Here is an 18,481-nt window from a genome sequence, read left to right as displayed (position 1 = left end):
GCCATCGTTTCCGGTAGCATCTTCGTGTCGTATCCGCGTTACCTATATCGGGGATACTGACAATTGGGAGGATCACAATGACGACAGATAACCTCTATTTCGAAGCGCAAGAGCTAGAGCAAAAACTTCAGAACGCGTGTCTGGATACCCGATTGGCGCTGCAGCCCAGTTTCAGCAAGATCGTGGATCGCATGCGTCAGCAGGGGATGCATGTTCCGTCGCGCATGCGCCGACTTGATGCGGCCCTGTGCGAGGACGCGATGGAAGCGCGGTTTGACAATTTGCCGATCTGATCGGTCGGGTTATCCCAGCGATATGCCGAGGATGACCAGCATCAGTCCCATGACCGACAGAAACAACGCCCCAAGGTTCCAGGGCAGAACACCCTGAACAACAGCGCGCAGTTCGTCATCTGAAAGGCCCGCTTTTCGGGCCTTCATCACGCGCAGAATGCACCAGATCAGACCGACAAGCCCGGCCACTGACAGGGCGGCGCCGCCCCAGGTGATGATTTCGAACATGGTTGCCTGCCTCTGCTGGTGCCGTGTTTTTGCGCTTAGCGGATCAGGCGCCTGCCGACAAGCCCGCCCATGGGATTGGGTGCTTGCGACCCGGGCACCAGCGATGTATCCGGCACCATGCCCGATGTCTCAGCATCGCAATTCAGCCTCTGGGAGAGACCTACATGGAAGACATGACCGAAGATCAGGCCGCCGCCAACTACCGCGTGACAGCAGGCGAGCTGCGCCAGTTCATCGAACGGATCGAGCGTCTGGATGCCGAAAAGAAAGATCTGGCCGAGCAGCAGAAAGAGGTCATGGCCGAAGCGAAAGCGCGCGGCTACGACACCAAGGTCATGCGCAAACTGGTCGCTCTGCGCAAGCGCGACAAGGATGATATCGCCGAAGAAGAGGCGGTTCTCGAAATGTATAAGGAAGCTCTGGGTATGTAATGCGATGCAGCCCGTTTCAGGGCTGCAGCACCCTTACGCCCGGCATGGCGCGTAGTGCCGCGAGATCCTGTTCGTAGATCTCGGAAAACGCGCTGACCACATCGGAATTCCAACCCGAAATCTCAAGCTCTTCTTCGATCTGCGCCGGGTCGGCATGTTCATCAAACAGATGGGTCAGACTATCCCGTAGCATGTCTCGATCCTGCCACGCTATTTGTTCCAACAGTTGCGTCAGCTCTGCACGGCCCGCGTCCGTCAGCACAGAAGCAAGGAACGCGTATTCATGTTGCAGGGCCGCCTTGTCGGGTAGTCTGGCAAGCGTTCTGAGGATATCGCCCCAGATAAGCGGAGTGTCCTCATTCGCCCAGAGCGTGATCTGAACGTTCGGAGCTTTTTCTCGCAGGTCGTGGACCATGGTCAGCCAGTTCAGGTTGCTCAGGTCGGTGTTCCCCAGAACGGCTTTCCGCCGCTCTGCGGGCAGTGACATCAGCAATTTCGAGATGAAGCTCGCCGGGTTCACCAGCGCGAAACACAGCTCGATTTGATCCGCCTCTAGAACACGGTCCAGGAACGCAATCCGCTCGGCCGCATTCGGATAAAACTGCCCGTGCAGAATCGCGGCGCGTCTGGGGCCAAAAACCTTGTCGTTCGACAGGACAACGCGATCGCAGGTGTTGCGGTCGGGAAGAACCTCATTCAAACCTATCAAGACATCTGGTAGAGGCACTCCGGTCGTCATGGAATCCGAGGCGACTTTCACGAACTGCCGCCCCTGCGCGAGGTCCAGAGGGATGACCCGCTGCTGGTTCAAAACCGACGCGTTCGCCATAAGGGTTTCGATCAACCGGTCATTGTCGGAAAAGGCCACGCCTGCGTGGATAACAACCTGCATCTTCGTCCTGTTTTTGCCGGGCTCCTTTCTCCGGTGTTACAGCCTGCGCCTTCATCGGTAAATGCCGTAACCGGCAAGCGGGTGGTTAGCTGCTAGAATCGTTATTGAGACATCGAGATTTGGCGCGCGTCCGCAGAGGTCAGCTTGGACCACGCCCGCGTCGAATGCGGTGCCTTCTTTTGGCAAATCCCGGCAAGACGAACTATCCAGTCAAAACCTGCCGCTCGTACATAGGAGAGGGGGCCTCGGCCAACGGATCATCCTCGGGCGGGCAGAGCAATACCGCGAAAACAATCAACGCCGCCAGCAGTGCCGTCTTCATTTCTACCAAAGCCCTTGATTTCATCACGCGTCCCTTCGCCTTGTAAGCCTCATTACCCATTCAACGCATCAGCTCCGAATTTCCGTCGAAAGATTTTTGCAGGTTTTTGTCTTTTTCCGCTTGCAGGCTCGCGCGGGAATTTATACATCCCTCCTCACTCAACGGCGCGGGCGTAGCTCAGGGGTAGAGCATAACCTTGCCAAGGTTAGGGTCGGGCGTTCGAATCGCCTCGCCCGCTCCATTGAGTTAAGGTCTTCGGACCAACATGTGTATCTGATGCGGGCGTAGCTCAGGGGTAGAGCATAACCTTGCCAAGGTTAGGGTCGGGCGTTCGAATCGCCTCGCCCGCTCCAGATGCAAACTTTCCCAACTGATCAATTTCGATGCGAACGCGGTGCCTGAGCGTCTGTGTTCAGCTGTGGCCCGGATGTCTTTCGCTACCGGGCCGATTCTGTCGCATCAAGAGTGCAGGTTCAGATCAGAACGCTTTGAACGTCATCGTGGTCAAGGATCGTTCGATGTTTGGAATCACCAGCAGGTGTTCGTTGATGAAATGGCCCACATCCTCGGTTTCGGGGATATAGAGCTTCAGCAGCAGGTCGTATTCGCCGCTGGTGGAATAAAGCTCTGAGTGAATCTCGCGCAGGGCGATCTCTTCGGCGACCTTGTAGGTGGTGCCGGGTTTGCAGCGGATCTGGATAAAAACGCAGGTGGACATGTGCCGGGCCTTTTGACTTGAGTTTCCGGCAGGCTGGCATGGCCCGGACCTGTGTGCAATCCCCTGCAACAGTTTGTACCGATTGCGCTGCGGGCACTGGATCAACCCGCCCAACCCCGTCTATAAGCGCGCCTGTAGCAAAAGGAATTCGCCCATGCGCAGCGCAAAGATCAGCCGTCAGACCGCCGAGACCGAGATCTCGGTCGAGGTCAATCTGGACGGCACCGGCCAGTATGACAACCAGACCGGCGTTGGCTTCTTTGATCACATGCTGGATCAGTTGGCGCGTCATTCGCTGATCGACATGACGATCCGCGCCAAGGGCGACTATCACATAGACGACCACCACACGGTCGAAGACACCGGCATCGCGCTGGGTCAGGCTCTGACGCAGGCACTGGGCGACAAGAAAGGCATCCGCCGCTACGGCGAGTGTCACTTGCCCATGGACGACGCTCAGGTGCGTTGTGCGCTGGACCTGTCAGCGCGCCCGTTCCTGATCTGGAACGTGGACCTGCCAACCCAGAAGATCGGTACCTTCGACACCGAGCTGGTGCGCGAGTTCTTTCAGGCGCTTAGCACCCATGGCGGCATCACGCTGCACATCGACCAGTTGCATGGTTTCAACAGTCACCACATCGCTGAGGCTGCCTTTAAGGCCGTTGCCCGCGCCCTGCGGGATGCGGTTGAAACCGACCCGCGCAAGGCGGATGCGATCCCGTCAACGAAGGGCGCGTTGTAAGCGTAACCCGAAAAGTGGGCACCGGTTTTCGGACAAGTTGCGCACAGAAAGGACTCAAATGCTCACCGCGATTATCGACTACGAGAGCGGCAATCTGCACTCGGCCGAAAAAGCCTTTCAGCGTATGGCGAAAGAACTGAACGCGGGTGAGGTCGTTGTGACCTCGGACGCGGGTGTCGTCGCGTGCGCAGACAGGCTGGTGCTACCCGGGGACGGAGCTTTTCCGGCCTGCGCCGCCGAGCTGCGTGGCCACAAGGGCATCTATGACGCGATGGTTGAGGCGGTTGAACAGAAAGGCCGCCCTTTCCTTGGTATCTGCGTTGGGATGCAGTTGATGGCCTCAAAAGGCCATGAATACACCGAAACCGATGGTTTGGATTGGGTCGCTGGGGACGTGCTGCGGATTGAGCCTTCGGACGCTTCGCTCAAGGTGCCGCATATGGGCTGGAACGATCTTGTTCTGGATAGCGATCACCCGGTGTTTAATGGTGTGAAATCCGGCGATCATGTCTATTTCGTCCACTCCTACCATTTCCGTGTCACGGATCCGGCGCAACGGCTGGCTTATGTGGACTATGGGCAGGACGTCACGGCCGTGATTGGCCGCGACACGATGCTTGGGATGCAATTCCACCCCGAGAAAAGTCAGGATGTTGGTTTGCGCATGATCGGCAACTTCCTGACTTGGGCGCCTTAGGGCGTTATTGAATGCGGGTCCAGGTCTGCCCCCGGCAGACCAAACCACCTGCGACGCAGCCTTTGACTGTCAGCTGGTTCTGGCTGTCCAGCGTCATCTTCGAGTTGTAGGTCTTGTCGCGATCCGGGGCCCAGATCTTGCCGTTGTCATAGCTGCCGCTGCCTTCTGCAACCATGTCCCAGATGATCTGTTTACCGAGGTTTTCATAGTCCAGAATCTGATCGCCATTGCCATCAAAGGCGCTGTCAATGGTGCCGCAAATTGCGCTGCCGCATTCGCTGATCGACACGTGCAGGTATCCACCTGTGTCGCCGGGTTGTGTTTTCCATAGCCCATCCGCCGGATCTGCCGCCATCGCGCCTGTGGCCAGCGATGCAAAAGCAATCGAAAGTGCAAGTTTCTTCATGATAACCTCCCTGATTTGGGTTCACTCTGGCCCGGTGTCGGGCTACGGGCAAGATTGACTTTGCGTCGCTAACCCGCTTGTGCGATACGCCGCCCGTGTAACATTCAGATAAGGCCGCCCGACATGATCCTGTATCCCGCCATCGACCTGAAAGACGGCAACGCTGTTCGCCTGCTGCGCGGTGAAATGGACAAAGCCACCGTTTTCAACGAGGACCCCGCCGCGCAGGCCCGTGCCTTTGTTGATGCAGGATGTGAGTGGCTGCACCTTGTCGACCTGAACGGTGCCTTCGCGGGCGAGCCGGTCAATGCCGCCCCGGTTGAGGCGATCCTGAAGGCCTGCGACGTGCCCGCTCAGCTGGGTGGCGGTATCCGGGACATGGCCACCATCGAGACTTGGATCGAAAAGGGTTTGGCGCGGGTCATTCTGGGCACCGTTGCGGTCGAAAACCCCGATCTGGTGCGTGAGGCTGCAAAAGCCTTCCCCGGTAAGGTCGCAGTGGGCATCGACGCACGCAACGGCATGGTCGCCACCAAAGGCTGGGCCGAGGAAACTGACGTACAGGTCACCGATCTGGCCCGCAGCTTCGAAGATGTTGGCGTCGCGGCAATCATCTATACCGACATCAACCGCGACGGCGCGATGCAGGGCCCGAATATCGAAGCCACAGCCGCGCTGGCCCAAGCCGTCTCCATTCCGGTCATTGCCTCGGGTGGCGTAAGTTCATTGGACGATCTCATCGCCCTGCGCGATTGCGGAGTTGAGCTGAACGGCGCGATCTCGGGTAGGGCGCTGTATGATGGCGCGATTGACCTGGCTGAGGCCATTCGCGCCCTGAGCTAAACGCCTTACTGCGCGGCAGCCGAGGTCAGTTTCTTCAACGCGCCGCGCATTTTCTCGATCACGGGCGAGTTTTCGACCTCGTCAAGTTCATCCATCGTCTCTTTCGGGTCTTCATAGGCCAGCCAGACCTGCCCGTTCGCGTCTTCATAGGCCTGCACTTGCAACGGCAGGAACAGGCCTGCACGCGGGTCGATCTGCATCGCAGGCGTCCCCAGCGCCGGGTTGCCGAAGATCAGCACCTGATTGGGCGGAATCGGCGTACCGACCTTTTCGGCTCCTGCGGCATGGTCGATGCGCGCAAAGACCGTCGCGCCTGCGTTCCCCACTGCGGCTTCCAGGGCGTCCAGCGCCTCGGGAACAGATTTTGTGGTTTCTACTTTGATGATATCGTCAGCCATTGCGGCAACTGCTCCTGCAAAAAGGAAAGTGGTGGTCAGAATAAGGTTTCGCATCTTATTGATCTCCTGATGAATTTGGGGACAGTTTTCACAGGTTTGAGAGGGGTGACAATCACAAGTCTGGCATCGGCGGGGCTTTGCCGGTAAGGGTGCGGGCAACAAAGGAAAGCGCATGCTGAAAACCCGTATCATTCCCTGCCTGGATGTCGCCGATGGCCGCGTGGTCAAAGGTGTGAATTTCGTGGGTCTGCGCGATGCAGGCGACCCAGTGGAATCGGCCAAGGCCTATGACGCCGCCGGCGCGGATGAGATCTGTTTTCTAGACATTCATGCAACGCATGAGAACCGTGGCACCATGTTCGATGTGGTTCAGCGCACGGCCGAGCAATGCTTTGTTCCCCTGACCGTGGGTGGTGGCGTCCGTACCAAGGATGACGTGCGTGCCTTGCTGCTGGCAGGGGCTGACAAGGTCAGCTTCAACTCGGCCGCTGTCGCCAACCCGGATGTCATTGCCGAGGCGGCAGACCAGTTCGGCAGCCAGTGCATCGTCTGCGCGATCGACGCCAAAACCGTCAGACCCGGAAAATGGGAGATCTTCACTCATGGTGGCCGCAAGCCTACCGGCATCGACGCAGTAGAATTCGCGAAAACCGTGGTCGCCAAAGGTGCCGGAGAAATCCTGCTAACCTCGATGGATCGGGACGGAACAAAATCAGGGTTCAACCTGCCACTGACCCGCGCAATCAGCGACGCGGTGGATGTGCCGGTGATCGCCTCGGGAGGGGTTGGCAATCTGGACCATCTAGTCGAAGGCGTCACCGAAGGCGGGGCGAGTGCCGTTCTGGCCGCCTCGATCTTCCATTTTGGCGAACACACCATCCGCGAGGCCAAGGAACACATGGCCGCCGCCGGTATCCCGATGAGGCTGACATGAGTATCCTGCACGATCTGGCCGCCACAATCGAGGCGCGCAAAGGGGCGGACCCGGAGAGCAGTTGGACGGCAAAGCTGCTGGCCAAGGGCCCAGAAAAATGCGCTGAGAAATTCGGCGAGGAGGCCGTTGAGGCCATCATCGAAGCTATCAAGAACGACAAAGTCGGGCTGACGGCCGAGGCCGCCGACGTGCTGTATCACCTTCTGGTCATGCTGGCCTCGCGCGACGTTGCGCTGGACGATGTGCTGGCGGAGTTGGCGCGGCGTCAGGGCCTTAGCGGTATCGCCGAAAAGGCCGCACGCCCAAAAAGCTAAGCTCAGTCTTCCGTCCGCGCCGAAGCGGTTCTATGATCATGTTTCACGGTCTATCGGTCGAGGGACATCACAATGATCAGAGCTTTGGCCTGCGTTCTGGCCCTCGTGACTTTGGGCGCCTGTGCGGCCCCGCCACCGTCCACCGGTGATGAAGTTCAGCGTCTTGCCTCGGAAATCCAAAGCCTCGGTCCCGATATCGACCCGGCTGAGGCCAACCGGGCCGCCCGCATTGCATATTCCTACACCGCGCAGCTGGTGCAGGAATACGAGATCACCGACCCTCCGTTGATCCACAATGCCAAGGTCAACAAGGGCCTGCGCCCGCGTGGGTTATGCTGGCACTGGGCCGAAGATATCGAGCGGCGGTTGAAGCAAGAGAACTTCCAAACGCTGGACATGCATCGCGCCATCGCCAATGCCGACAATCCACTGCGAATCGACCACAGCACAGCCATTATCAGCGCGCGGGGCGAGTCGCTCTATGACGGCGTGGTTTTGGACCCGTGGCGCTATGGCGGGGTTCTTTTCTGGTCTCCACTGCAGGAAGACACAAGATATGACTGGGTCCCGCGCGAGGTTGTTCTGGAAAAGCGCAGGCAAGAGCAGGTGGCCCGCCTCAAGCCCTACCAGGCGCAGTGACGTTATAGCTTGGAAGAAATGATGCCGGTGCTGAAGCCGCCCATGCGTAGCTCTCCGAACAGGCGCTGATATTCGATCTTGGGGCATCGATTCATCACCACATCCACGCCGCGCGCCTCAGCCTTGGCGGCAGCCTCTGCGTGTTCAACACCGATTTGCATCCAGATGGTGCGCAGGGATGGGAATACCTCCAGCGCCTCATCCACGATCGGAGGCACAGCCTCAGAGCGGCGGAAGATATCCACCATATCAACATCTTCTGTGATATCTGACAGGCTGGCGCGCACGGTTTGGCCGAAAAGTTGCTTTCCCGCATGGCCGGGATTGACCGGGATCACGGTAAAGCCTTTCAGCGACAGATAGCGGGCCACGTAGAAACTCGGCCGTACCTCGTTCATGGACACTCCGACCACGGCAACGGTCTTGGTGCGCTTCAGAATGGATCTCAGGAACTTATCAGAATATTCAGCCATACCGCTACCCTATGCGACGGCTGAAAAAGAAAAAAGCGCCCAAGAAACCTTGGGCGCCAGTTGTTGGAACGAGGGACAGTGAAATGACCCGCGGCAGTTCCGTTCCGCGGTCACTGTGACATTTAGGCATGTTTTGGTTAAAAAAAAGAGGGCGTGCGCATTTTTGTGATGACTTTTCACAAACGGCGGAAGGTTGCCTATTCTCGATACAGAATCTCAGGCCAGTTCCCTTCGGCCTGATGGATGTATTCCAACTGATCCTCACGCCATTTCCGCTCAATTTCAGGCGAAAACGTCAAGTAGAGGCGCCCATCCACAACCTGCCAGGCCCCCGGATCGGTTCCCTTAAGGATGCCCTGAGCCATCGCATAGGAACAATACCCCCCGAACTGAGGGGCAAAGGCCCGCGGATTCGACTCAAACATCGCGCGGTTTTCGAGGGACGCGAAATGCCATTCGGCTCCCTTCCACGTCACTGAAATCTCGGGACGGCCCTGCACGGGTATGTCACCCTGAAAATAGGACACGGGATCGTATCCCGCCATCGCAGCCCCCTCGGGCGCGAAATACACGGGCATGGGCTGCGCAACAGCGGCAGAAGCGATAAGAGTGGCGCTCAGCGCGCCAATGAGAGCGTGGCGGATTGGCATAGGTACACCGGAATCATGGACTCAGCGTCTCAATCTGCAACGTTTTGCGCTGCGAGACACCCCAGATGACGTGGTTGTGAACACCCCGAAAGCGCGAAGGTCAGTCAAAGATATCCTCGATCACATCCCAGGCCTCATCCATCACGCGCGAAAACAGGGTTTTCTTCTTTTTCTTGCGCTTGGATTTCGGCTGGGCGGTATGGGATACCGCATGTTTCTTGGGCGCGCTTTCGGTCACCTTGCGCTTGGGCAGCATCTTGAGGTCATGTAACGGCGCACCGCAACTGGAACAGCTCAACTCATGCCGCTGCTTTCCCTTCAGGACAAGCGCCGCTCGGGTCCCGCAATAACAGCAGGTGGCGATTTTCGATGGGCCAGAAATGACGCGCTCCTATCCTGTGTACCGTGAGGCATATAGGGCAATCGCCGCCGCGTTTGAAACGTTCAAAGATCCGAAACCACCGGCTGCGTCAATTTTAACCAGTTTGTCCACGGTTTCCTTGGTCTTTTGCCGCAATCCAGGGCCTTCTGCACCCAGCACCAGCGCCACTGGACGATCACGTTGATCCCCTATGGCGGCCTCGATCGTATCCTCGGCCTCACCATCGAGACCCAGCACCAGAAAGCCCATGCCCTGCAACTCGACAATCGCGTCGGCCAGATTGCGGACCCGCAAATAGGGCTGACGCTCCAAAGCGCCGCTCGCGGTTTTGGCCAGCGCTCCAGTCTCAGGCGCGGAATGGTGCCGAGTCCCGATCACAGCACTGGCGCCCAGCACCTCGGCCGAGCGCAGAATCGCCCCGACATTGTGCGGGTCTGTCACCCGATCCAACAAAATCACACGTGGGTGTTCGCGCCCGATACAGTTTTCGGCCAATCCGCCCCATTCCAGCGGCTTGACCTCAAGGGCGGCACCCTGATGGACTGATCCCTGATCAATTGGAGCGTTGAACTTCCGTGGATCGACCATCTCGGCCTCGGTGCCCGCAAAATCAATGGCTTCTGCCAGCTTGTCACGGGCATTTCGGGTCACAATCAGGCGCAATTTCTGCCGTTTTGGGTTCATCAAAGCATCGCGCACGGCGTGCAGACCAAACAGCCAAACCGTTTCCGCAGCCGCTGCTTTACGCGCCTGTTCCTTTTCCACGACCCACTTGGGTTTCTTCATTTTATTGGCCTCCGGGCCGGGCGTTCGATTTCCTGCGTCAAAGCGGTATTTTCCTGTTGACGCTCCTTTGGTGCGCTAGTAATCACGCCTCCACGTCAGGTGCAACGCCTGACAGTGGGCGACAGGCCGCAAGGTGTGGCAGGGGACTGTAACTCCCTCGCGGAGACGCACGCCTGGTTCGATTCCAGGGTCGCCCACCACTTTCTCTAGCAGAAAATTTTGGCAAATCTATCAGTGCAGAAATCTATTAGTGTAGACTGAGAAGAACTTCGATATCGCGGCGGCTCAACCGACGCAGAAGTGCCCTGTCTTCTGCCAGAAGAGACTCACCGCCTTCGATCTGTTTCTCAAGAAACGCGGCGATTTCGCTTATGGGCTGATAGTAGAGGTCGATCTGCTGTTTACTCAGATCTTCAACCAACTTCCGGAGGAGTTGTTTCTGCTTTTCCGAGTCAAGATCTTTGCGCTTGTCTTCCAACATGGCCATTCGCTTCGTTTGTTCACACCCAAATTGTAGGACAGTGCGGGCGTTTGACAACGTCGTACCGCGCGGCTTCTACGCAAGCCCGAGTTGGGTCGGTAAGCGTGACATCGTGCCAAAAAAGACGGGGCGCGCTGGAAACAAAGCGCGCCCCTATCTCAGGGAGGAGAAACCGATCTCGCGTTCGAAACACACCATGAACGCTAACTCGTTATAGGCATGACTATGGCGGTTTTCGGTTTTGGGTTCTGTAGTGTTGTTCACATAGCGCACAAAGTTTTCAGTTTATTCGAATGCGCCAAGCCTTGTTGTAACCAAGCGCGCTTGATCTTTGCTCCACAAGATAGATCGAAATCGACCATGAGCGTAGATTAGCATACTGTTTTTGCTTTAAAGTGGTGCCCCCACACGGACTCGAACCGCGGACCTACTGATTACAAATCAGTTGCTCTACCAGCTGAGCTATAGGGGCACTTTTTCAACTTGGTCCTTCAGTGCAAAGCCAGATCTTTTTGTTCAGATCAAGCCACGAAAGGCTAAGTTTCAAAAGTTAGGGCGCTACCTTGAACATTTTGGTCTATGTTCGTTGGGCAACGGCCAACTGGATGAGCAGGCGTATATGGCAAAATTTTTTGGCCCGCAACCTGCTAATTTACTCAGTTTGCAACGTTGTTCATACACTCCGATTTTAACTGGAGGCAGCCAATGGAACCGTTGGCATCCTTCCGTCGTAGCTTGATCGCATCGGCTCGAAAAATATAGGCGTTCGCCAAAAAACGGATGCTTGGCTCAAAGCGCCAACACGAGGTTCGCAATTGCCGCAACGAGGATAGCTGTGAAGGTCAGGACCATCCCGATCTGGCGCAGAATCACGATCTGCGGGCTGCGGCCAAAGCCGTAGGCGTGCGACAAGCGACCGCCCAGCAGGCAGAGGCCCAACAGGTTCAGCATCAGCGCTCCGGCACCCTGAAGCTCGACCATGGTGATCAGCAGAAGGGCAAAGGGCGTGTATTCGATGAAGTTGGAGTGCGTCCGGATCACCTTGAGCATGTCCGGCTTGCCACCATCGCCATAGGAGACCTTGTCACTGCGGCGCTGGCTGATGACCAGGAAGCTCAGAACAATGTAAAGGATCGCCAGCAACGAGGCGTAGATTGGGGTGATGGACAGCATCGTGTTCCTCCTGAGTAGAAAAAGGCCGCCCGGTTCCCCGAGCGGCCCTTGTGCTTTCGAAAACTAGACTGGTTATTCCAGTTCGACCAGCAGGTCCTTTGCGTCAATTTGGCCGCCGGGCTGTACATGGACGGTAGCGACCACCGCGTCGCGTTCGGCGTGGATGCCGGTTTCCATCTTCATCGCCTCGATTGTCAGCAGGAGATCGCCTTCCTTGACTTCTTGGCCAGCGGTGACCGCAACAGTAGCCACAACACCCGGCATCGGCGCGCCGATGTGGTTGATATTTCCGACTTCGGCCTTCGGGCGGGCCTGCGTGGTGGCTGTCACAAGACGGTTGGGCACTCGAATGACGCGGGGCTGGCCGTTGAGTTCGAAGAACACTTTGACCTCGCCTTTCTCGTCGGTCTCACCGATCGCCTGACAGCGGATTTCCAGCGTCTTGCCCGGATCGATCTCAGCCGTAATCTCTTCGCCCGGCTCCATGCCGTAGAAGAAGGTACGGGTCGGCAGGGTGCGCACCGGACCATAGGTGCGGTGACGACCCATGTAGTCAAGGAACACCTTCGGATACATCAGGTAGCCGTTCAGATCCTCGTCATCGACCTCTTTGCCATCCAGCTGCTTAGAGAGGTCGGCGCGGGTGGCCTCGAGATCGACGGCGGGTACGTTCTTGCCCGGACGCTCGGTATTGGGGGCCTCATCCTTGAGAACCTTTTGCAGGATCGCAGGCGGGAAGCCACCGGGAGGCTGGCCCAGATTGCCGCGCATCATGTCCACGACCGAGTCGGGGAAGGCCACATCGGTTGCAGGGCTTTCCACTTCCTCTCGTGTCAGGCCCTGGCTGACCATCATCAGCGCCATGTCACCGACAACCTTGGACGACGGCGTCACCTTCACGATGTCACCGAACATCTGGTTCACGTCAGCATAGGTTTGCGCGACCTCGTGCCAGCGCTCTTCAAGCCCCAGAGAGCGCGCTTGAGCCTTGAGGTTGGTGAACTGGCCGCCGGGCATCTCGTGCAGATACACCTCGGAGGCCGGGGCCTGCAGGCTGGATTCAAAGGCCGCGTACTGGCCACGCACGGCCTCGAAGTAATCGCTGATCTCTCGGATCGACTTGATGTCGAGGCCAGTGTCCCGCTCGGTATGGCGCAGCGCTTCAACCACGGTGCCCAGCGTCGCCTGAGACGTGTTGCCTGAGAAGCTGTCCATCGCGCAATCCACCGCGTCGACGCCGGCCTCAGACGCCGCCAGAATGGTGGCGCTGGCGATGCCTGCGGTGTCATGTGTGTGGAAGTGGATCGGCAGGCCGACCTCTTCCTTCAGCGCGCGGATCAGGATCTTGGCCGAGGCCGGTTTCAGAAGACCTGCCATGTCTTTCAAGCCCAGAATATGCGCCCCTGCATCGCGCAGCTCTTTCGCCATGCCGACATAGTATTTCAGATCGTATTTCGAGCGATCCGGGTCCAGAATATCGCCAGTATAGCAAACGGTGCCTTCGCAGATCTTGCCGCTTTCAACGACTGCATCCATCGCAACGCGCATGTTTTCAACCCAGTTGAGCGAGTCGAACACGCGGAACACGTCGATCCCTTGCGAGGCCTGGCGCACAAACTCCTGCACCACATTGTCAGGGTAGTTGGTATAGCCGACACCGTTTGCGCCGCGCAGCAGCATCTGGGTCATCAGGTTCGGCATCCCCTCGCGCAGGTCACGCAGGCGTTGCCACGGGCATTCCTGCAAGAAGCGATAGGCCACGTCGAATGTCGCGCCACCCCAGCATTCCACTGAGAACAGCTGCGGCAGGTTCGCGGCATAGCTGGGCGCGACCTTGATCATATCGATCGAGCGCATCCGTGTCGCCAGCAACGACTGGTGACCGTCCCGCATGGTGGTGTCGGTGATCAGTAGCTGACGCTGGGCCTTCATCCAGTCGGCCACGGCCTGCGGGCCCTTTTGCTCCAGCAGGTTGCGGGTCCCCATCTGGGGTTCGGCTTTCTGAGCTGGGGCTTTCGCCTCTTTCAGGTCGGCGCGCGGCTCAGGGCGATCCTTGGTTTCGGGGTGACCGTTGACGGTGATGTCCGCGATATAGGTCAGAACCTTGGTGCCCCGGTCACGGCGCTTTTTGAAGGCGAACAGGTCCGGTGTCTCGTCGATGAATTTGGTGGTGTATTCATTCGACAGGAAGGTTGGGTGCTTCAGCAGGTTTTCCACAAATGCGATGTTGGTAGAGACGCCGCGCACGCGGAATTCACGCAGGGCACGGTCCATCCGGGCGATCGCCTTTTCGGGCGTCGGCGCCCAAGCAGTGACCTTGGTCAGCAGCGAGTCGTAGTAGCGCGTGATCACGCCGCCCGCATAGGCGGTGCCGCCGTCCAGACGGATGCCCATGCCAGTTGCCGAGCGATAGGCGGTGATGCGGCCATAGTCCGGGATGAAGTTGTTCAGCGGGTCTTCGGTGGTCACACGGGTCTGCAGCGCGTGGCCGTTCAGGCGGATCTCATCTTGGTTGGTTTTGCCAGTGGCCTCGGCCAGTGTCTTGCCCTCGGCGATCAGTATCTGAGCCTGAACGATGTCGATGCCAGTGACCTCTTCGGTGACGGTGTGTTCCACTTGAACGCGAGGGTTCACTTCAATGAAGTAGAACTTGCCGGTATTCATATCCATCAGGAATTCGACGGTGCCAGCGCATTCATAGTTCACATGGGCGCAGATGCGGCGGCCCAGTTCGCAAATCTCGGCGCGTTGTTCTTCGGTCAGATAGGGGGCAGGGGCGCGTTCAACCACCTTCTGGTTCCGGCGTTGGACCGAGCAGTCACGCTCATAGAGGTGATAGATCTCACCGTGCTTATCGCCGAGGATCTGAACCTCGACGTGACGGGCGCGGGTGATCATCTTTTCCAGATAGCCTTCGCCATTGCCAAATGCGGCCTCGGCCTCGCGGCGGCCTTCCAGAACTTTCTCTTCCAGCTCATCCTCGGACAGGATTGGGCGCATGCCGCGCCCACCGCCACCCCAGCTGGCCTTCAGCATCAATGGGTAGCCGATCTCGGCCGCCTCTTTCTTGATCGCGGCCATATCATCACCCAGAACCTCTGTGGCAGGGATAACCGGCACGTCGGCGGCAATCGCCACCTTGCGGGCGCTAGCCTTGTCGCCCAGGGCACGCATGGTTTCGGCCTTGGGGCCGATGAAGGTGATGCCGTTTTGAACACAGGCATCCACGAAGTCCGGGTTCTCGGACAACAGGCCGTAGCCGGGATGGATCGCGTCCGCACCCGATTCCTTGGCAACGCGGATGATCTCGTCAATCGACAGATATGCCGCGACAGGGCCAAGACCTTCGCCAATGCGATAGGCTTCGTCCGCCTTGAAGCGGTGCAGGCCTAACTTGTCTTCTTCGGCAAAGACCGCAACGGTGCGTTTACCCATCTCGTTGGCTGCGCGCATCACGCGAATGGCAATCTCGCCGCGATTGGCGATCAGGATCTTCTTGAAATCGGTCATTTTGGGTCCCGGTCTTGGTGTTTCGGCCGTGTTCATAGGCGGAGAATACGCGCAGGTGTATCAGTGGTTCTGGGTATAACCGGCATGTTAACGCTCGCAAACGGCCATTGTTCGCGCGTTTCTTGTAGCGTTGCTGCGCCGCAGCATCAATCTTCGTGATGAATCGTCTTGATTTGGGTCAGGTCGGCAAGGCCCATCTGTCCCATATTTGCGAGCATATCCTGCCGTAAGAGATCAATCACATGAGCTGGTCCTTTGGCGCCAAGTGCCGCCAGGCCATACAAAAAGGCCCGTCCAAGCATGACGAAATCGGCCCCCTTGGACAAAGCGCGAAGGATGTCCAACCCACCTTCGATGCCGCTGTCGAAGATCAGAGGCAGGCTGGTGACCCTGCGAATCCCCGGTAGAACTTCGATGCTGGCGGGGGCACCGTCAAATTGACGGCCTCCGTGGTTCGAGACCCAAAGCGCGTCCACCCCGGCTTGTTCAAGCATTTCGGCATCGTCGGGGCGCATGATTCCCTTGATTACGAAGGGCCCATCCCACTGATCGCGCAACCGTTTGACGTAATCCATGTCCGGTGACGTGCGCAGCAAGTATCCGACATGGGCCGTGAGCGGCATCGATTTTGTGTTGTCGATGTACTTGTCCAACGTGCGCATTTTGGGCATGCCCTGTCGCAGCATCCCAAACGCCCAAGCGGGGCGCCGCGCTACTTGGGCCAGCAATCTTGGCGTCAGCCTTGGCGGATGGGTCAGCCCTGAGCGTGTCTGACGCTCTCTGCGGGAGGCGACAGGAACATCGGCGGTAAGAACCAGCGTTTTAAACCCAGCATGTCGGGCGCGGGCCAGAAAATCTGCCCGAATCTCGGGATCCCTAGGCGGGTAAAGCTGGAACCACGCGTTTTCACCCAGATGAGGGGCCAGATCCTCCGGGGATTGGCTGGCCACCGTTGACAATGTGTAGGGCAGAGAGGCCTGCGCAGCCGCACGCGCCAATATGCCTTCTGCGTCCGGCCAGATCAGACCCGACATGCCGATCGGCGCGATTCCGAAAGGAAGTGGGCAGTCCTGCCCCAGAAAACGCGTGCTGGTATCGTATTCCAGTTCACCTTTTAGAATCGAGGGGCGCAGCCTCACCGCATCCAGCGCTGCTCGATTTCTAAGTAGGGCTGTTTCAGTACCGGTCCCGCTTTCGGTATATTCCCAAACAAAATGCGGCAGCCTCCGTCGGGCGCGGCGTTTCAGGTCGGCAATGCCGGGATAGGTGCTGTGCAGGTCCATGAGGTTTGATCCGACCTGCACTGCGATTCGGCAAGGGGATCACGCCGCATCAGGCCTCCCGTTGAGTGATTTTGGCCCCGGACGTTCAGCGGCCGAATCGGTATGACCACTTGCAACGCGCACCTGATTTCGGCCGTTGTCCTTGGCTGAATAGAGGGCGTCATCAGCCGCTCGCATCAGGTCTTGCGGCATTGTCCCATGTGCAGGGTAATGCGCTACTCCGACCGAGATCGTGATCCGAGGCAGGGACTTGTCACCATATCTGACCGATACGGCCTCGACCGCTTGGCGCAGGGTTTCAGCCCGTGTCACCGCATCATCTGGCGTGTTGTCGGGGAGAACCAGCATGAACTCCTCGCCACCGATGCGGCAGGCGATCTCATCGCGGTCGCACCCTTGTTCCAAGGCGGCGCCCACGGCGCGCAGAACCATATCACCCGCGTCATGCCCATGTGTGTCGTTGAATTTCTTGAAATGATCCACGTCCACTGCGATCAGGCTGAGCGGTGCTCCGGTTTGCTGGCTACGGCTGATTCCCCGGCGGAGGCTGTCGGTCATGTGGCGTCGGTTGAACAACCCTGTCAGTGGATCTCGCACTGACTGGTCATGCAACTGATCGCGCATCCGCACATTGGCAATCGCCATGCTTATCTGTTCCGCGCAGAGCTGCGCCAGTTTCTTGCTGGCGTGAAAGGCCTCGCACTTTCCTTCATGCGCGCGCAGGTGCAACAGACCGACCGTTTCGCCATGCGCGAGTATCGGAAAGCAGAAATAGGCCCGACCGTCATGGGGCTCGGCATGCTCGCAGACGAAATCAATCTCGGAGGCACCGAATTCATAGGTCCGCCCACGGCGCAGGCCCCAACAACCCTCGGGGTGGATATGCGTCTTGTGGGTGCCACCGTTCCAACTGGCGCATCCGTCCAGAACATCGCGCGAGTTGGAATAGACATAAACACTGCCCTCAGCCTCGGGCAGGATATGCGTCATGAATCGTGAGACCATGTCAAACAGCTCATCCAGAGAGCGGCTGGATTGCAGCCATTCATTCAACTCGCCCAGCAGGCGGACTTCGCGCGCGAGGCGCAGTTGGTCATCCATCAACTCTCGTTCTTTCTGCGCACGAACGCGAAGTACGCCCAACTGCCTGCGATTGTTGCGATGCACAATCAGAATTACGGCGGACAAAGCCAGTAGGACCACCGCACTGATCGCGATCAGCGACATTCGAACCCGATCAATGAACAGATTTCTCACATCCGTGATGTCGGAATAGAACTCAATCGCGCCGAGGAATTTTCCACTCTGAATCACAGGCGTATATATTTCGGCCACGTGGCGGGTGTTGCTGTCCAGATTCTCCAACTGGTCGGCGTTCAGCGAGTCCACCTCGGCGATGGGCTTTTCCTCATGCTTGTAGAACAGGTTGCCCATGGCAACTACGTCCGTGAAATAAGGTTTGGTATTCACCGAGCCGACATCGCCGTCCCGCGTAGACCAGAAAACCTCACCCGAGGAATCGAACAGTTTGAAGCGGTAGATATCTGAGGTTTCAGGCAGCAAGCTTAGAAAAGCCTCATCATGTTGGCTGAGGATATGCCGTTCAAAGCTGGTCTTGACGTCAAAAAGCTGACTTTCCACTTTCCTTTCAAGGCGTACGGCGTGATGCCGCAGATCCGATTCCAGCATGCGGTCCACAAGCGGGGCAGGCAGCGTATATATCCCCCAACCGGCCAAAACCGTCAGAGCGATCAGCACTGCCGTGCTGACAAAGACCTTCAGCTTGCCCATAAGGCGTGCTTTTGCTGTCTGTTCCATACCCGCGTTCTCCCACAAAGTGCAGAGCAGCATCGGCAACAGGTTTTGACAGAGTGTTAACTTCGTTG

23 protein-coding genes and 4 tRNA genes are annotated in these 18,481 nt (G+C 58.0%); 11 read left to right on the top strand and 16 right to left on the bottom strand.

What is annotated here, in order from left to right; genetic code table 11:
- Positions 1-77: 77 nt before the first annotated feature.
- The gene (locus ACR0KL_RS16720) at positions 78-293 is read left to right on the top strand and encodes a hypothetical protein (RefSeq protein ID WP_170468079.1); all 216 of its coding nucleotides are present in this window, start codon (positions 78-80) and stop codon (positions 291-293) included.
- A gap of 9 nt (positions 294-302) precedes the next feature.
- Here the strand turns inward: ACR0KL_RS16720 and ACR0KL_RS16715 are convergent, their stop codons facing one another.
- Positions 303-521: a hypothetical protein gene (locus ACR0KL_RS16715; RefSeq protein ID WP_170468076.1), complete on the bottom strand. Its 219-nt coding sequence runs from the start codon at positions 519-521 to the stop codon at positions 303-305.
- Between the two features lie 164 nt (positions 522-685).
- On the opposite strand from ACR0KL_RS16715, the gene ACR0KL_RS16710 reads away from it, so the two are divergent.
- On the top strand, positions 686-952 hold the full coding sequence (locus ACR0KL_RS16710; RefSeq protein ID WP_170374913.1) for a DUF2312 domain-containing protein: 267 nt from the start codon (positions 686-688) through the stop codon (positions 950-952).
- 16 nt (positions 953-968) lie between these two features.
- Here the strand turns inward: ACR0KL_RS16710 and ACR0KL_RS16705 are convergent, their stop codons facing one another.
- Both ACR0KL_RS16705 and ACR0KL_RS16700 read right to left on the bottom strand, forming a co-directional pair.
- Entirely contained in the window at positions 969-1,844 is an 876-nt protein-coding gene (locus ACR0KL_RS16705) for a hypothetical protein (protein ID WP_170678340.1), read from the bottom strand.
- 202 nt (positions 1,845-2,046) lie between these two features.
- Positions 2,047-2,226 (bottom strand): hypothetical protein, encoded by a 180-nt coding sequence (locus ACR0KL_RS16700; RefSeq protein ID WP_170678342.1) that lies wholly within the window; start codon positions 2,224-2,226, stop codon positions 2,047-2,049.
- Positions 2,227-2,332: 106 nt separating this feature from the next.
- Between ACR0KL_RS16700 and ACR0KL_RS16695 the strand changes: the two genes are divergently transcribed.
- Positions 2,333-2,407 (top strand) — tRNA-Gly (locus ACR0KL_RS16695).
- 37 nt (positions 2,408-2,444) lie between these two features.
- Positions 2,445-2,519 (top strand) — tRNA-Gly (locus ACR0KL_RS16690).
- A 125-nt stretch (positions 2,520-2,644) separates the two neighbouring features.
- Here ACR0KL_RS16690 and ACR0KL_RS16685 read toward each other — a convergent pair.
- On the bottom strand, positions 2,645-2,884 hold the full coding sequence (locus ACR0KL_RS16685) for an Lrp/AsnC family transcriptional regulator (RefSeq protein ID WP_050602861.1): 240 nt from the start codon (positions 2,882-2,884) through the stop codon (positions 2,645-2,647).
- A gap of 154 nt (positions 2,885-3,038) precedes the next feature.
- On the opposite strand from ACR0KL_RS16685, the gene hisB reads away from it, so the two are divergent.
- Positions 3,039-3,626, top strand: a complete 588-nt coding sequence (hisB, locus tag ACR0KL_RS16680; protein ID WP_170374919.1) for an imidazoleglycerol-phosphate dehydratase HisB — start codon at positions 3,039-3,041, stop codon at positions 3,624-3,626.
- A 58-nt stretch (positions 3,627-3,684) separates the two neighbouring features.
- A complete protein-coding gene (gene hisH, locus ACR0KL_RS16675) occupies positions 3,685-4,323 on the top strand; it encodes an imidazole glycerol phosphate synthase subunit HisH (protein WP_170678344.1) in 639 nt (212 codons plus the stop codon).
- A 4-nt stretch (positions 4,324-4,327) separates the two neighbouring features.
- Here hisH and ACR0KL_RS16670 read toward each other — a convergent pair whose 3' ends face one another.
- A complete protein-coding gene (locus tag ACR0KL_RS16670; protein ID WP_170374923.1) occupies positions 4,328-4,729 on the bottom strand; it encodes a DUF2147 domain-containing protein in 402 nt (133 codons plus the stop codon).
- 123 nt (positions 4,730-4,852) lie between these two features.
- Between ACR0KL_RS16670 and hisA the strand changes: the two genes are divergently transcribed.
- On the top strand, positions 4,853-5,572 hold the full coding sequence (gene hisA, locus ACR0KL_RS16665) for a 1-(5-phosphoribosyl)-5-[(5-phosphoribosylamino)methylideneamino]imidazole-4-carboxamide isomerase (RefSeq protein WP_170678348.1): 720 nt from the start codon (positions 4,853-4,855) through the stop codon (positions 5,570-5,572).
- 5 nt (positions 5,573-5,577) lie between these two features.
- Here hisA and ACR0KL_RS16660 read toward each other — a convergent pair whose 3' ends face one another.
- Entirely contained in the window at positions 5,578-6,024 is a 447-nt protein-coding gene (locus ACR0KL_RS16660) for a DUF302 domain-containing protein (RefSeq protein WP_480554872.1), read from the bottom strand.
- Positions 6,025-6,142: 118 nt separating this feature from the next.
- On the opposite strand from ACR0KL_RS16660, the gene hisF reads away from it, so the two are divergent.
- The 3 genes from hisF (at position 6,143) to ACR0KL_RS16645 (ending at position 7,857) form a co-directional block, all read left to right on the top strand.
- Entirely contained in the window at positions 6,143-6,904 is a 762-nt protein-coding gene (hisF, locus tag ACR0KL_RS16655) for an imidazole glycerol phosphate synthase subunit HisF (protein ID WP_170678350.1), read from the top strand.
- Positions 6,901-7,218, top strand: a complete 318-nt coding sequence (locus ACR0KL_RS16650; RefSeq protein ID WP_170678352.1) for a phosphoribosyl-ATP diphosphatase — start codon at positions 6,901-6,903, stop codon at positions 7,216-7,218. The genes hisF and ACR0KL_RS16650 overlap by 4 nt, the downstream gene beginning before the upstream one ends.
- 72 nt (positions 7,219-7,290) lie before the next feature.
- On the top strand, positions 7,291-7,857 hold the full coding sequence (locus tag ACR0KL_RS16645; protein WP_170374931.1) for a hypothetical protein: 567 nt from the start codon (positions 7,291-7,293) through the stop codon (positions 7,855-7,857).
- Between the two features lie 2 nt (positions 7,858-7,859).
- On the opposite strand, the gene ACR0KL_RS16640 is transcribed toward ACR0KL_RS16645, so the two are convergent.
- The 4 genes from ACR0KL_RS16640 to rlmB form a co-directional block, all read right to left on the bottom strand.
- Complete coding sequence (locus tag ACR0KL_RS16640) at positions 7,860-8,330, bottom strand: CoA-binding protein (RefSeq protein ID WP_170678354.1); 471 nt, start codon at positions 8,328-8,330, stop codon at positions 7,860-7,862.
- A 197-nt stretch (positions 8,331-8,527) separates the two neighbouring features.
- Complete coding sequence (locus tag ACR0KL_RS16635; RefSeq protein ID WP_480554875.1) at positions 8,528-8,980, bottom strand: YHS domain-containing (seleno)protein; 453 nt, start codon at positions 8,978-8,980, stop codon at positions 8,528-8,530.
- A gap of 100 nt (positions 8,981-9,080) precedes the next feature.
- Positions 9,081-9,362 (bottom strand): hypothetical protein, encoded by a 282-nt coding sequence (locus ACR0KL_RS16630; RefSeq protein WP_170554427.1) that lies wholly within the window; start codon positions 9,360-9,362, stop codon positions 9,081-9,083.
- 9 nt (positions 9,363-9,371) lie between these two features.
- Positions 9,372-10,148: a 23S rRNA (guanosine(2251)-2'-O)-methyltransferase RlmB gene (gene rlmB / locus ACR0KL_RS16625; protein ID WP_170480235.1), complete on the bottom strand. Its 777-nt coding sequence runs from the start codon at positions 10,146-10,148 to the stop codon at positions 9,372-9,374.
- 116 nt (positions 10,149-10,264) lie between these two features.
- On the opposite strand from rlmB, the gene ACR0KL_RS16620 reads away from it, so the two are divergent.
- Positions 10,265-10,348, top strand: a tRNA-Tyr gene (locus ACR0KL_RS16620).
- Positions 10,349-10,395: 47 nt separating this feature from the next.
- Here the strand turns inward: ACR0KL_RS16620 and ACR0KL_RS16615 are convergent.
- The 6 genes from ACR0KL_RS16615 to ACR0KL_RS16590 form a co-directional block, all read right to left on the bottom strand.
- Entirely contained in the window at positions 10,396-10,629 is a 234-nt protein-coding gene (locus tag ACR0KL_RS16615; protein ID WP_170678356.1) for a hypothetical protein, read from the bottom strand.
- A 396-nt stretch (positions 10,630-11,025) separates the two neighbouring features.
- Positions 11,026-11,101, bottom strand: a tRNA-Thr gene (locus ACR0KL_RS16610).
- Between the two features lie 317 nt (positions 11,102-11,418).
- The gene (locus tag ACR0KL_RS16605) at positions 11,419-11,802 is read right to left on the bottom strand and encodes an MAPEG family protein (RefSeq protein WP_170554180.1); all 384 of its coding nucleotides are present in this window, start codon (positions 11,800-11,802) and stop codon (positions 11,419-11,421) included.
- 72 nt (positions 11,803-11,874) lie between these two features.
- Positions 11,875-15,312, bottom strand: coding sequence for a pyruvate carboxylase (locus tag ACR0KL_RS16600; protein ID WP_170678408.1), 3,438 nt, complete (start codon positions 15,310-15,312; stop codon positions 11,875-11,877).
- Between the two features lie 146 nt (positions 15,313-15,458).
- On the bottom strand, positions 15,459-16,595 hold the full coding sequence (locus ACR0KL_RS16595; protein ID WP_170678410.1) for an alpha-hydroxy acid oxidase: 1,137 nt from the start codon (positions 16,593-16,595) through the stop codon (positions 15,459-15,461).
- 39 nt (positions 16,596-16,634) lie between these two features.
- The gene (locus tag ACR0KL_RS16590) at positions 16,635-18,413 is read right to left on the bottom strand and encodes a sensor domain-containing diguanylate cyclase (RefSeq protein ID WP_170678412.1); all 1,779 of its coding nucleotides are present in this window, start codon (positions 18,411-18,413) and stop codon (positions 16,635-16,637) included.
- Between the last annotated feature and the right edge of the window lie 68 nt (positions 18,414-18,481).

The organism is Ruegeria sp. C8, assembly GCF_056537565.1.
Note: the sequence above shows the minus strand (reverse complement) of the source record. Positions and strands in the feature narration are given on the sequence as shown.

Coding starts and splice junctions, on each gene's coding strand:
- ACR0KL_RS16635 (WP_480554875.1), bottom strand. CDS start 8,980: ATGCCAATCCGCCACGCTCTCATTGGCGCGCTGAGCGCCACTCTTATC.
- ACR0KL_RS16650 (WP_170678352.1), top strand. CDS start 6,901: ATGAGTATCCTGCACGATCTGGCCGCCACAATCGAGGCGCGCAAAGGG.
- ACR0KL_RS16685 (WP_050602861.1), bottom strand. CDS start 2,884: ATGTCCACCTGCGTTTTTATCCAGATCCGCTGCAAACCCGGCACCACC.
- ACR0KL_RS16660 (WP_480554872.1), bottom strand. CDS start 6,024: ATGCGAAACCTTATTCTGACCACCACTTTCCTTTTTGCAGGAGCAGTT.
- ACR0KL_RS16600 (WP_170678408.1), bottom strand. CDS start 15,312: ATGACCGATTTCAAGAAGATCCTGATCGCCAATCGCGGCGAGATTGCC.
- ACR0KL_RS16590 (WP_170678412.1), bottom strand. CDS start 18,413: ATGGAACAGACAGCAAAAGCACGCCTTATGGGCAAGCTGAAGGTCTTT.
- ACR0KL_RS16700 (WP_170678342.1), bottom strand. CDS start 2,226: ATGGGTAATGAGGCTTACAAGGCGAAGGGACGCGTGATGAAATCAAGG.
- hisF (WP_170678350.1), top strand. CDS start 6,143: ATGCTGAAAACCCGTATCATTCCCTGCCTGGATGTCGCCGATGGCCGC.
- ACR0KL_RS16715 (WP_170468076.1), bottom strand. CDS start 521: ATGTTCGAAATCATCACCTGGGGCGGCGCCGCCCTGTCAGTGGCCGGG.
- ACR0KL_RS16640 (WP_170678354.1), bottom strand. CDS start 8,330: ATGGCTGAATATTCTGATAAGTTCCTGAGATCCATTCTGAAGCGCACC.
- ACR0KL_RS16670 (WP_170374923.1), bottom strand. CDS start 4,729: ATGAAGAAACTTGCACTTTCGATTGCTTTTGCATCGCTGGCCACAGGC.
- hisA (WP_170678348.1), top strand. CDS start 4,853: ATGATCCTGTATCCCGCCATCGACCTGAAAGACGGCAACGCTGTTCGC.
- rlmB (WP_170480235.1), bottom strand. CDS start 10,148: ATGAAGAAACCCAAGTGGGTCGTGGAAAAGGAACAGGCGCGTAAAGCA.
- ACR0KL_RS16595 (WP_170678410.1), bottom strand. CDS start 16,595: ATGGACCTGCACAGCACCTATCCCGGCATTGCCGACCTGAAACGCCGC.
- hisH (WP_170678344.1), top strand. CDS start 3,685: ATGCTCACCGCGATTATCGACTACGAGAGCGGCAATCTGCACTCGGCC.
- ACR0KL_RS16605 (WP_170554180.1), bottom strand. CDS start 11,802: ATGCTGTCCATCACCCCAATCTACGCCTCGTTGCTGGCGATCCTTTAC.
- ACR0KL_RS16710 (WP_170374913.1), top strand. CDS start 686: ATGGAAGACATGACCGAAGATCAGGCCGCCGCCAACTACCGCGTGACA.
- hisB (WP_170374919.1), top strand. CDS start 3,039: ATGCGCAGCGCAAAGATCAGCCGTCAGACCGCCGAGACCGAGATCTCG.
- ACR0KL_RS16720 (WP_170468079.1), top strand. CDS start 78: ATGACGACAGATAACCTCTATTTCGAAGCGCAAGAGCTAGAGCAAAAA.
- ACR0KL_RS16645 (WP_170374931.1), top strand. CDS start 7,291: ATGATCAGAGCTTTGGCCTGCGTTCTGGCCCTCGTGACTTTGGGCGCC.
- ACR0KL_RS16705 (WP_170678340.1), bottom strand. CDS start 1,844: ATGCAGGTTGTTATCCACGCAGGCGTGGCCTTTTCCGACAATGACCGG.
- ACR0KL_RS16615 (WP_170678356.1), bottom strand. CDS start 10,629: ATGTTGGAAGACAAGCGCAAAGATCTTGACTCGGAAAAGCAGAAACAA.